This is a genomic window from Moraxella boevrei DSM 14165 (assembly GCF_000379845.1).
Classification (GTDB): domain Bacteria; phylum Pseudomonadota; class Gammaproteobacteria; order Pseudomonadales; family Moraxellaceae; genus Faucicola; species Faucicola boevrei.
This window is the reverse complement of the sequence record NZ_KB903771.1, coordinates 63,913-76,223: the sequence shown is the minus strand read 5'-3', so window position 1 is coordinate 76,223 and position 12,311 is coordinate 63,913. Positions and strand designations below refer to the sequence as shown.

At 40.2% G+C, this 12,311-nt stretch carries 8 protein-coding genes; 4 read left to right on the top strand and 4 right to left on the bottom strand.

Translation table 11 applies throughout. The features are described 5' to 3' along the window. Positions 1–31: 31 nt before the first annotated feature. Positions 32–1,324 (bottom strand): glutamate-5-semialdehyde dehydrogenase, encoded by a 1,293-nt coding sequence (locus A3G3_RS0101535; RefSeq protein ID WP_019518783.1) that lies wholly within the window; start codon positions 1,322–1,324, stop codon positions 32–34. 159 nt (positions 1,325–1,483) lie between these two features. Next, on the bottom strand, positions 1,484–1,696 hold the full coding sequence (locus A3G3_RS0101530) for a PspC domain-containing protein (RefSeq protein WP_019518782.1): 213 nt from the start codon (positions 1,694–1,696) through the stop codon (positions 1,484–1,486). A gap of 255 nt (positions 1,697–1,951) precedes the next feature. Here A3G3_RS0101530 and nadR point away from each other — a divergent pair, with 255 nt between their 5' ends. The 3 genes from nadR (at position 1,952) to A3G3_RS0101515 (ending at position 5,079) form a co-directional block, all read left to right on the top strand. After that, a complete protein-coding gene (nadR, locus tag A3G3_RS0101525; protein WP_323806851.1) occupies positions 1,952–3,043 on the top strand; it encodes a multifunctional transcriptional regulator/nicotinamide-nucleotide adenylyltransferase/ribosylnicotinamide kinase NadR in 1,092 nt (363 codons plus the stop codon). A gap of 226 nt (positions 3,044–3,269) precedes the next feature. Next, positions 3,270–3,926 carry an adenylate kinase gene (gene adk / locus A3G3_RS0101520; RefSeq protein WP_019518780.1) on the top strand — a complete coding sequence of 219 codons (657 nt, stop codon included), beginning with the start codon at positions 3,270–3,272 and terminating at the stop codon, positions 3,924–3,926. A gap of 109 nt (positions 3,927–4,035) precedes the next feature. Then, positions 4,036–5,079, top strand: a complete 1,044-nt coding sequence (locus A3G3_RS0101515) for a type I glyceraldehyde-3-phosphate dehydrogenase (RefSeq protein ID WP_019518779.1) — start codon at positions 4,036–4,038, stop codon at positions 5,077–5,079. Between the two features lie 70 nt (positions 5,080–5,149). Here A3G3_RS0101515 and A3G3_RS0101510 read toward each other — a convergent pair whose 3' ends face one another. Continuing rightward, positions 5,150–6,361: an HmuY family protein gene (locus A3G3_RS0101510; protein ID WP_019518778.1), complete on the bottom strand. Its 1,212-nt coding sequence runs from the start codon at positions 6,359–6,361 to the stop codon at positions 5,150–5,152. A 25-nt stretch (positions 6,362–6,386) separates the two neighbouring features. Further along, positions 6,387–8,468 carry a TonB-dependent receptor plug domain-containing protein gene (locus tag A3G3_RS0101505; protein WP_019518777.1) on the bottom strand — a complete coding sequence of 694 codons (2,082 nt, stop codon included), beginning with the start codon at positions 8,466–8,468 and terminating at the stop codon, positions 6,387–6,389. A 216-nt stretch (positions 8,469–8,684) separates the two neighbouring features. Here A3G3_RS0101505 and mfd point away from each other — a divergent pair, with 216 nt between their 5' ends. Beyond that, on the top strand, positions 8,685–12,284 hold the full coding sequence (gene mfd, locus A3G3_RS0101500; RefSeq protein ID WP_019518776.1) for a transcription-repair coupling factor: 3,600 nt from the start codon (positions 8,685–8,687) through the stop codon (positions 12,282–12,284). Positions 12,285–12,311: the final 27 nt, after the last annotated feature.

Here is a 12,311-nt window from a genome sequence, read left to right as displayed (position 1 = left end):
AATAACAGGTGAAAATGACAGTATAATGCAGTTATTTACGAATTTCTCCATGCCCAAACACCACCCACTTTTGTGATGTTAAGCCATGTAAACCAACAGGTCCACGAGCATGGATTTTGTCGGTGGAAATACCGATTTCCGCCCCAAGTCCGTATTCAAAACCATCGGCAAATCGGCTAGAAGCATTCACCATAACCGAACTTGAGTCCACTTCTCGCATGAATTTTAGCGATTGTTTATAGTCATTGGTCAAAATCACGTCAGTGTGATGACTGCCATAATGATTAATATGGGCAATCGCTTCATCAATATCTCTCACGATTTTTACCGCCAAAATCGGTGCTAAGTATTCGGTGTGCCAGTCTTCTTCATTTGCTTTAGTAACATGATTTTGCAAATATACCAAGGGTGTTAAAATAGCAAAACTGTTTTCACACACACGCAGTTGCATGGCGTTGTCAGCTTTAACCATGGCTTCACTAACTTTTGGTAAAAAGTCATCGGCGATTTTTTGGTCAATGAGTAGCGTTTCCATCGTGTTACACGTACCATAACGACTGGTTTTGGCATTGACACAAATGTTGATTGCCATCTCAAAATCAGCAGAGCTTGCTACAAAGGTATGACAATTACCATCCAAATGTTTAATCACAGGAATGCGAGCATCTCGGCTAATGCGTTCAATCAGCCCCTTACCGCCACGTGGGATAATCACGTCCACAAAGTCGGTCATGGTAATGAGTTCGCCCACTGCTTCACGCTCGGTAGTGGCAATGACTTGTACGCACTCAGAGGGTAAGTCTGCTTTAATCAGACCCTCCTGCACGCATTTGGCAAGGGCTTGATTGGAATAAAACGCTTCCGAACCACCACGCAAGATAATGGCATTGCCTGATTTTAGGGCAAGGCTCGCCGCTTCAATTGTAATATTTGGGCGACTTTCGTAGATCATACCGACTACGCCAAGCGGTACTCGCATTTTACCAAGCTGAATGCCACTGGGGCGGTAAGTCATATCCGTAATCTCGCCGATAGGGTCAGGCAGATTTGCCACATCTTTTAGCCCTTGCAACATGGCATCAAATCGGCTATCGGTGAGTTCCAAGCGGTCAAGTAATGCACTATCTAAGCCTTTTTCACGTCCATTTTGCATATCGGTGGCATTGGCGGATAAAATCTTATCTTTGGCGGATTTTAAACTGTCAAAAATCGCAAGTAGAGCGTTGTTTTTGTCTTTAGTAGTGGCGGATGCTAGAGCAGAGCTAGCAAGGCGAGCCGATTTGCCAAGATTTTGCATATAAGTTTTGGTATCGGTGATATTCATTTGGCCATCCTTTTTATTTTTAATCAAATTGATTTCTGAGCATTTTTATTATACTTAAAAACATACAAAAAAAATACCCTGATATTATATCAGGGCAGGAGGAAACTGGGTTGAATTCTGTATTGTCGTTATTTTTTAAATTAAGTATTTGTTAATAATTTAAGCGTATGAGCTAGGCGTTGCATTTGGCATCACCATCCACAGCACCAAATAAATCAAAATCCCCGGTACAGCAGCGCTGGCACACGATACGATGACAAACAGCAGTCGCACCATATTCGGACGCCAGCCCAAATATTCAGAAATACCACCCATCACGCCTGCAATCATACGGTGATTGATGGAGCGGTGTAATTTGGTAAGTTTTGCCATGTTAGGAGTTTTCCTTTTGTCAAAAATTTAGAAAGTAAAATAACAAATTTTTTGATAAGCATTTGATTTGCTATGAATTTATTATACAAAAATTTTTGCAAAATTGGGTTGTTTCTTGTGTTGCTTTGGTAACAAAGTTTTAGCAAAAGTTACACAATTAATTAACCAGTTACTTAAGCAATTTGATTGTTTTTTGCATGGTTTTTTTTCACAGCATTTTGCGGTACAATGGCGTTAATTTAACAAATAAATATTTTGACTAAAAGGTTGTGTATGAAAAAAATCGGTGTCATGATTGGGCATTTTGAGCCGTTGCATTTGGGTCAAGTTCGTAGTGTGTTGCACGCTTGTGGGCAGGTTGATCAGTTATTTTTGTTGGTAACACCGCACCCACAGCCCAACCCTGATTTTAACATTGCGTTAAAAGATAAGGCTCGTTGGTTAAGTATGGCGTTTGCCGATTTGCCGTTTGTGAAAGTGGCACTGTTGCCAAATTTGGTAAAACCAACTTTTGATGATGTCTTTGATAAAAACCATGATGATTTAGATGTAGCGGAAGTGAATGCAGTATTGGGGCAGATTTTGCAAGATTTCCCACAACTTCGCCAAGGGTTAGCCGATGATGAACCGCCGATTTTATTTGTGGATGAAGCTCACCCATTTGCTAAGTTGGATTTGGCGTTACCTGTGATGACGACACCCTATCAATTTGGGTTTGACAGCACCAAAATCCATGCCAATCCTGCGTTGTATTGGGATGTTATCCATCCGCAAGCTCGCCCTGACTATACCAAAACCATTGCGATTGTCGGTGGTGAAAGTTCGGGAAAAACCACGTTATTGCATAAATTAGCCAATTATTATGGGGCGAGTTTTTCGCTAGAAATGGGGCGGATTTTTGTGGAAACGGATTTGGGTGGGACGGAGCTTGGCATGCAATACAGCGATTATCCGCTGATGGCAAGCGACCATGAACAAGCCATTCGCCACGCCAAACAGCTTGCTACCGCACCGTTAACCTTGGTGGATACCGATTTTGTTACCACGCAGGCGTTTTGTGAAGTATATGAAGGCAAAACGCACCCATTTTTGACGGCGTGTATTGATGAATTTCGCTTGGATTATACGCTGATGTTAGCGAGTAATGTGGCATGGGTGGCGGACGGTATGCGGTCGCTTGGCAGTGATAATGAGCGTCAAAGTTTTGAACATCGGTTAAAAAGCATTTTTACTCGGCATCAGATTTCGCCGTTTTATATTGATAATCCTGATTATCATCAGCGTTTTTTGCAAGCGGTTGATTTTATTGATAAAGTGGTGTTTAAGCGTTACACTGAGAAAGGCTAAATTATCAAAGGTTTCGGCTTGAGCTTGTCAAAACATAACGGCTTTGTCAGGTCTCCACAGGCTCGGTGTGAACGGAGAAATTGGGATAATTTTGTAAAAATTTTTAAATTGGTAAATTTAAACCATAATTTCACAAAAAACACTTGCCATTTTTAGCGATTAGGCGTATTGTTGTCAGATTGTTTGTTGTTTGGTTTTTTATTTTAACTGTTAATTGGAGTTTTGCATGAAACGCATTATTTTGTTAGGACCACCTGGGGCGGGCAAAGGTACACAAGCTCAAGTGATTACCAAGACCTTTAATATTCCACAAATTTCCACAGGTGATATGCTTCGCTCGGCGATTAAAGAAGGCACAGAGCTTGGTAAACAAGCCAAGAGTGTCATGGATGCAGGTGGTTTGGTGTCGGATGAATTGATTATTAATTTGGTAAAAGAGCGTATTGCTCAGCCAGATTGTGCCAATGGCTGTATTTTTGACGGTTTTCCACGCACTATTCCACAGGCTCAAGCCCTTGCCGATGCAGGCGTGAATATTGATAATGTGATTGAAATTGCTGTGCCTGACGAGCAGATTATTCAACGTTTGTCGGGTCGCCGTGTGCATCCAGCATCTGGACGTACTTATCATACTATTTATAATCCACCAAAAGTTGCCGATGTGGATGATGAAACAGGCGAGCCACTTATCCAACGTGATGATGATAAAGAAGCGACCATTCGTGAGCGTTTGGTGACTTATCATAAACTGACTGCGACCTTGGTGGGTTTTTATCAAGATTTGGCAAAATCAGGCGAAAATGCCCCACGCTATGCCAGTTTTGACGGTACGCAAGACATTGCGAAAGTTAGCGAGCAAGTATTAGCAGAATTAAATAAATAATTCTTATGCTTGTCAGCTTGTTAAAATCCCACGCAAGTTTTTAACTTAATTGTGTGGGATTTTTCTGTTTAAACATTAAGTATTTAAAAATAATATTGAGTAATGATTGATGCGAACTTTGGCAATCAATGGTTTTGGGCGGATTGGGCGAAATGTGTTGCGTGCGTATTTACAACGTTTGGCAACCAATCGTCCGCAAAATTTTTGCATTGTGGCAATTAATGATGTGGCAGATGCCGAAGTTTTGTTGCATTTGTTAAAATATGACAGTACGCATGGTCGCTTAAACAGCCGATTTGACGTGGCTATTTGCCTAAAAAATCAACAATTTCACATTCATGTAAATGGACACTCATATACGATTGATGTGTTGCAACAAGCCGACCCAAAAAACCTTGATTGGCAAGGGCTTGGCGTGGATATCGTGCTAGAAAGCACGGGGCATTTTCGCCGTTATGACGATGCGCATCAGCACATTCACGCAGGGGCAAAACAGGTGATTATCGGCTCTGCACCGTTTGACAAAGTCGATGCTAGCATCGTGATTGGGGTCAATGAGCAACAATTAAGCTGTGATAAAGCGATTATTTCTGGGGTGTCGTGTACCACACAAGCCTTAGTGCCATTGCTTGCGGTACTGGATAGGGCGTTTGGGGTCAAAACGGCGATGCTGACGGAAATCCATGCGGTAACTGCCGACCAAAATGTGCTTGACCAAGTGCATCGAGATTTACGCCGTGCTAGGGCGTCTGGTTTTAATATTATTCCAACCACATCGAGTAGCATTGGGGCGGTAGAGCGGGTATTGCCAAGTATGCAGGGTAAAATTAACGGACATTCGATACGAGTACCGACCCTTGACGTGGCAAGTATCGATGTAACATTGGTGTTTGACAAACCCACTGATATCAATGGCATTAATCAAGTGTTAAAACAAGCGAGCGAGCAGGCATTTTTTGGCATTATGGGTTATAGCGATGAGCCGTTAGTGTCTAGTGATTTTGTGCATGAGCCGTATTCGCTGATTATTGACAGTTTGCAAACTATGTCGGTCGGTAACGGTGACCATCAACAATTTAAAGTTTTTGCTTGGTATGATAACGAATGGGGTTATGCCAATCGGATGTTGGATATGTGTCAAAAATTAAGTTAAGAAGCTGTATGCTGTAAACAAATAGCCTATAAAGATAGGCTATTTTTGAATATTAAATTGATAATACAGGTTATTTTGGTTGAATGTCAAATTCAAACTTCCAAATATTTGGCAATGCTTCATTAGATTGGTATTGAATATCTGTCAGATGCATACGAGCATAGCTGTTCCCTTCGCCTGAGCGTAATAACGCACCTTGGGTTGTTTCCTCTGTTTTTACCGCAATTTTATGATTGGTTGGGTTATAAGTGTACCAACCAAAATCCAGTAGGTTTGGATAACTGCCTGTATAGGTAGGATTTAACACCGAACTTTGGCTATCAGACACCCATTGACGGGTGGATGTTGGTAGTTTATAGTTAGCTATATCTTTTAGGTCAGCTAGGCTTTCATCGATATTGTTTTTGTTAAATTTATCCGCAATCGCTTTGCCATTGTCATCATAGTAGCCTGTTGGTGTTTTTGCTAAAAAGCCTGCTACTTTTTTGCTACCGCTAACACCGCCGTTTAATTGTACATTAAAACGATTTAATGCGATATGCCAATCACCGTCTTTGGTTGTGATTTCACCTGTTTTTAGGTTAATGTATTGTGTGGTTGCTGATGCATCAAATGTTTTGATTTTTACATCATTTGGCGTAGCAGTATCAATCCAACGTAAGGTTGGATGCCCTGAAGCCCCTGCTGTATTATAATAATTGATAATTTGTACCGCAAAAATTGGCATTTGTACCGAACTGGTAGTCGTTGGGTTTGTGCTATCAGTGGTAATTAAATACACACGGTTATTTGGTTGTAACTGGTGATTTGTTGCGTTGTACTCATACCAAGCTTGTGTGCCAAAGATACCACTTGCTGTATCGGTCAAATAACGATTAGCAATATTTTGTTTGCTTACAGGGTCAACGGTAGCAGTAGCATAAGTTTTTAATTCTGACCATTTGAACAAGCCTAATGCACCGCCTTGACCTTTGCCACTAATACCGCTATTTGACCATAGACTTGGCGTACGCCCTGTGGTATCAAATTTTAAATCCCAAGTTGTAGTATCACAGCTGACTTCTGCCTTACTGTTAAAGTCATAACAATACACTTTTGGCATGGTTATATTCAAAGAGCTGACATTACTGTTGACTGTCCAAGTTGCCGAATCGCTAAAAGTTTTGCCTGAGTCAGGATTGGCGGTGTTATTGGTATTGGTTGTATTGTTACTTGAACCGCCACAAGCCGTTAAAGTGATACTGAATAAAGCTATTGATAGTAGCGTTAATTGATGTTTCATGATGATTTCTCCTGTTGTTAAAAATCTAAAATTGATAAGTTGCACCGATTAACCATTGACGATTATCAAGGTTACTTTGGTCATCTTTATTTGTTACATCTCGCTGTTTATCTAACACATTATTAATGGTGGTATAGAACCTAAGTTTTTGATTTACTTTATAATTTAATCGTGTATGCCAAGTCCACCATGCAGGTGAATAGCTGTTGCTATTCGTATCTAGCAAATGTTTGTCTTCATAATTAAGCTGATTAATCCACGTTAATGTCGGTGAAATATCATAATTTGCAATTAAGCCAACTTTATGTTTTGGGCGTTTAGTCAATGGTGTATTGGTGTGCTCATTGAGCGTATGTACATAGCCATAATTCAGCTGTAAATCCATGTTATTACGTGGTTGCCAATGAATCGCTACATCACCGCCATAGGTTTTGGCATTAGACACATTTTCATATTGATAAATAGCAATTGCCCCATTATTTTCATAATCAATTGGTCTTGTGGCATCGGTTTGAATTAAATTTTCAATATCATTATAAAAAAAATTAATAGCCAGTGATAAATTTGGCTTTAAATCGCTTTGATACCCAAGCTGATAACTTGTGGATGTTTCAGGCACAAGTTCAGGATTGCCACGTACTTTATAGCCTAAATTACTATGGTCAAACAGATAATAACGCTCTTTTAAATTTGGTACACGATAACCCTCACCAACGCTCGCTCTCCAAATATGGCGAATGCCTGTTTTACCAAGCTGGTTATATTTCACCGAAACTTTTGGGGCGAGATGTTCACCAAAATCGCTGTCATGTTGATATCTTGCACCTGCTAAAATTTCCCAATTTTCACCGATTAACCAATCGTCTTGTACATAAAATTCCTGTACATCTCGTGTTACATCATTGTTGCTAAGTTCGCTGTTACCATTATTAGTTTGGAGCAAACTATCGTGTTGATAATTGATACCTAACTGCACCAAATGTGCGTGGTTTTCCCATTGAATACTTGGCAAATCCAACTGTAACTGAGTCAATTTGGTATCAATTTTAGCATGGCGTTGTACCGTATTTACCCCAAAAACCGACGTATTTGACGAGCTATCATATTTTTCTGATAAGATTGAGCCTTGCAGTTTTGAACCTTTTAATCGATTGTTTAAATCATTAAATTGGTGGCTAAACCCTGTGGAAAATCGTTGTTTATCAATCTCTTCTTCACGTAAATTTGGATAAGTTATTGGGGCTTTAAATTCGCTAAAACGACTGATATCTGATTCTTGATAATTGCCAACTTCAAACCATACATTTTGCAAATATTTAGGTTGGATTGGTTTGTATTGCAATTTGGTGGTAACTTGGGTTTGTTTGGTACTATCTTTGAGTCTGTCCCATTCATGATTATCCACGCTCAAGCCCTTATCATCAAGCTGTGATGCTGAAATTCGAGCCATCCAATCACCCTGTGTGTCAAGTTGGATATCGCTACTGAATCCAACAAACCGATAATTATCATCCAATGATTTATCAGACGGATTCTGCGAAAAATTCGTACCAATATCTGTAGAAAGATGCCCTGTTATCCGTTTGTTGTCATTCGGTTTTAACCGTTTGGTAATCACATTAATCACACCGCCCATTGCTGAACTACCATATTGTGCTGATGACGCACCTTGAATCACTTCAATTTGTTCAACATCCACATTCAAATATTGACTTAAATTCACCGTTGAGCCTGTACTTGCCGTAATTGGCAAGCCATCAATCAGCACCAATACTTGATTGCCTTCAAAGCCTTGCATCACTACTTCATAACCCGTCTTGCCATGTAAAGGGCGAAGTTGCACTTGTGGCAATAACTCTAAGGCTTGTTTTAGCGTGCGTGCTTGATGCTCTTCGAGCTGTTTTTTACCAATGACACTAATCGGAATAGGGGCTTCTTTCATTCCTTTTTCGGTACGGCTTGCAGTAATTACAATCGTATCAAGCGTTGCCGTTGGCGTATCATTGACGTCGCTAGTTTGGGCAAAGCCAACTTGATAAGACAACCCAATCGTTGATAAACCGAGCAATTTAACCGTGGTGTACAGTTTACTTTTTGGAATTAGCATAAGTATTATTTAATTTTTAGTGAAAATTTATGAATAAAGAGATAAGATTTTTAAATTTTACTATAAAAAATAAATGATAATCAAGATACAAATAGAAATAATTATTATTTAGATATAAAATTTGTGTAACGTTACAAAAACAACGTGATAAAATCTTTAAAAATGAACCAAAATAACTCATAATAGCGATAAAATTATTTATCAGATAAAAAGTCAATGAAAAGCACAATTAACCAATTATTTCATACGATTAATCAACAAACCTTTGCCAATCCAATCAAAGCTACCGAAAAACGTTGGCTTGGCAATTTACAAGGCATGAGCGAAGCCCTATGGCTTGCCAGTTTAAACGAGCCTAGCAACGAACAACATAACCGCCTAAAAGTCGTGGTTACCCCTGACCAAAACCGTGTCAATCAGTTAGAGACCGAATTACGTTTTTGTGGCGTGGACGCTCATGTTTTTCCTGATTGGGAAACCTTGGTGTATGACGAGCTATCGCCCCACCAAGATATCATTGCCGAGCGTATTCGCCTATTAACACAAATGCCAACACAAGGGATTTTGTTAATCAGTGTACAAACGTTAGCTCACAGAGTAGCCCCAATTCAATGGCTAATTGGGCAACATTTTGATTTATCCGTTGGCGATAAATTTGAAATAGAAACCGAACGCCAACGCCTAGTACAAGCAGGCTATCATGCGGTGGATAATGTGTTTGAACCAAGTGAATTTGCCGTGCGTGGTAGCGTGATTGATTTGTTTGCGGTGGGGCAACCGTTTCCTGTTCGTATTGAATTGTTTGATGACGAGATTGACAGTATTCGTTTTTTTAATCCCAAAACCCAACGCAGTTTGACCCAAAATGATATAGAAGAATTGCGATTAGATGATCCACATTTATATGCAGAGTTTAACAAATTTTTTAAAAAAACTGATAAAAACCAATCGCCAATTTTGGGTAAAATATCCAGTTTTCAGATTTTACCTGCTAAAGAATTTCCGCTAGAAACAGGCAAAGAAACTTTCCGAGCCAATTTTGCCAGTACGTTTGACACGGTGAGTGCCAGAAAAATTGAATTTTATCAAGATGTGATGAATGGCTTATCGCCGTCAGGCATTGAATATTATCAACCGTTATTTTTTGAAAAAGAAATATGGCAATCTGGTAGCGATTTTTTTAATTATTTACCCAAAGATAGTTTATTTATTATTGATAGTCAGGCGGAAACGGCTTATCAACATTGTTGGCAACAAGTCAATCAACGCTACCACGACCGCAGATACAACGTGGAAAAACCGATTTTAGCCCCGAATATGCTGTATTTAGCGGAACATATTTTTTATGAAAAATTGGCAAACTATTCACGAATTTTGATAAGTGAACAAAATTTTGCCGAGAAAAATGGTGTGATAAATGCTGATACCCAAACACCACCCACGTTAAATATTGACCATAAATTAGCCGAACCGTTGCAATATTTGTTAAATTTTATTCAAGAAATTGATTTGCCAGTATTATTAGTGGCAGAGACGGCAGGCAGGCGAGAGATTTTGACCGATTTGTTAAAAAATAAATTAACTGTCAAAATCGTGGCGAACTTGGGCGAATTTTTACACCATTTATCGGAACAAAAAATCGCTTTAACCATTGCTCCGATTGAGCGTGGCGCATGGCTTAGCGATAAATTTGTGATTATTTCAGAAACACAAATTTTTGGTAGGCAAGTGTTGCAAACTCGCAGACGCAGACAAAGTGATGTTTCGGACGAATTTTTGGTAAAATCTGTCAGCGAGATGAATGTTGGCGACCCTGTGGTGCATATTGATTTTGGCGTGGGGCGTTATCAGGGTTTGATTACCCTTGATATTGACAAACAAATGCAGGAATTTATTCACCTGACCTATGCTGATGATGCCAGTATTTATGTGCCTGTGGCAAATTTGCAACTGATTAGCCGTTACGCTGGGGGCGATGTGGCGACTGCACCACTTCATAGTATTGGTAGCGGAAAATGGGATAAAGCCAAACGAAAAGCCTTAAGCCAAATTCATGATGTGGCGGCGGAATTGTTAAATGTGCAGGCTCGCCGTGATGCAAAAGTGGGGATAAATTTTGCCTTTGACCAAATTCAATATGATTTGTTCGCCAGTCAATTTGCCTTTGAAGAAACCCCAGACCAAGCCAATGCGATTGAAGCGGTTATTCATGACATGAAACAAAATAAGCCAATGGATAGGCTGATTTGTGGTGATGTGGGTTTTGGTAAAACGGAAGTTGCCATGCGGTCGGCATTTATTGCGGTGCAGTCAGGTTATCAAGTGGCGGTACTAGTGCCAACCACGCTGTTGGCAGGGCAACATGAAGACAATTTTATGGACAGATTTGCAGATTGGGCGATTCGCATTGAAAGTTTGTCTCGTTTTGGCACCAAAAAACAACATGATAAAATCATTGCGGATTTGGCGGACGGCAAAATTGACATTATTATCGGTACGCACCGATTGTTACAAAATGATATTAGGTTTAAAAAATTGGGCTTGATGATTATTGATGAAGAACACCGTTTTGGTGTGCGTGATAAAGAGCGGATAAAAGCCATGCAATCGGACGTGGACGTACTTTCCATGACCGCAACGCCCATTCCACGCACGCTCAATATGGCGTTGTCAGGTATGCGAAATATGTCAATCATCGCAACCCCACCTGCTAGACGCTTGGCGATTAAAACCTTTGTCATGCAAAAATCGGATAACTTGTTAAAAGAAGCCATGTTACGAGAATTGTTGCGTGGCGGGCAAGTGTTTTTGTTGCATAATGATGTGGCAAGTATTGAACGTATGGCAGAAACCGTGCGAGAATTGGTGACAGAAGCCCGAGTTGCAGTAGCTCACGGACAAATGAAAGAACGAGAACTAGAACAGGTCATGCAATCTTTTTACCATAAAAAATATAACGTACTTGTGTGTACCACCATTATTGAAACAGGGATTGATATTCCCAATGCCAACACCATTATTATCAACCGTGCTGATAAATTTGGTTTAGCACAACTTCATCAACTGCGTGGGCGAGTAGGGCGTAGTCATCATCAAGCCTATTGTTATTTGCTTGTGCCATCTATCAAAGGCTTGACCGCTGATGCCCAAAAACGCCTTGATGCCATTAGTAAAGCTAATACATTGGGGGCTGGATTTATGCTTGCCAGTGAAGATTTGGAAATTCGTGGGGCAGGCGAGCTACTGGGTAAACAACAAAGTGGCAATATGCAAGCAATCGGTTTTAACCTATATATGGAAATGCTAAACCGTGCCACCAAAGCAATCAAAGCAGGCAAGCAATCTGACCTAAATACCCCACTTTCACTTACCAGTGATATCAATTTACATCTATCAGCGTTAATTCCTGATGACTATCTGGGTGATGTACATCAACGCTTGCTATTTTATAAAAAAATTAGCAATGCCGAAGACTATGACAGTTTGATTAGTATCCGTAGCGAAATGCTTGACCGTTTTGGCAGTCTGCCCGAGCCGACTAAAAATCTGTTCGCCATTCATCAATTACGATTAATGGCTGAACCGCTAGAGATTAGCAAAATCGATGGTAATGAGCGGTCAATCAGTTTTGAATTTTCGCCCAATACGCCAGTTGATGCGATGACGATTATTGGGCTAATTCAGTCAAATCCGAGTAAGTTTAAGATGAATGGGGCAACAGGGCTAAAAATGATGGATGAAAAGGCACTTGCTACCCCAGAAGGGCGGATTGAAGCGGTGAAAAATTTGCTTGAGCAGTTGGCAATTAGAGCTTGATTGGTAGGGTGCGCGATAGCATAACCC

Bases quoted from the DNA above. Each gene is read 5' to 3' on its own strand.
- A3G3_RS0101515 (WP_019518779.1), top strand. From the start codon at position 4,036: ATGCGAACTTTGGCAATCAATGGTTTTGGGCGGATTGGGCGAAATGTG.
- A3G3_RS0101510 (WP_019518778.1), bottom strand. From the start codon at position 6,361: ATGAAACATCAATTAACGCTACTATCAATAGCTTTATTCAGTATCACT.
- mfd (WP_019518776.1), top strand. From the start codon at position 8,685: ATGAAAAGCACAATTAACCAATTATTTCATACGATTAATCAACAAACC.
- A3G3_RS0101530 (WP_019518782.1), bottom strand. From the start codon at position 1,696: ATGGCAAAACTTACCAAATTACACCGCTCCATCAATCACCGTATGATT.
- A3G3_RS0101505 (WP_019518777.1), bottom strand. From the start codon at position 8,468: ATGCTAATTCCAAAAAGTAAACTGTACACCACGGTTAAATTGCTCGGT.
- A3G3_RS0101535 (WP_019518783.1), bottom strand. From the start codon at position 1,324: ATGAATATCACCGATACCAAAACTTATATGCAAAATCTTGGCAAATCG.
- adk (WP_019518780.1), top strand. From the start codon at position 3,270: ATGAAACGCATTATTTTGTTAGGACCACCTGGGGCGGGCAAAGGTACA.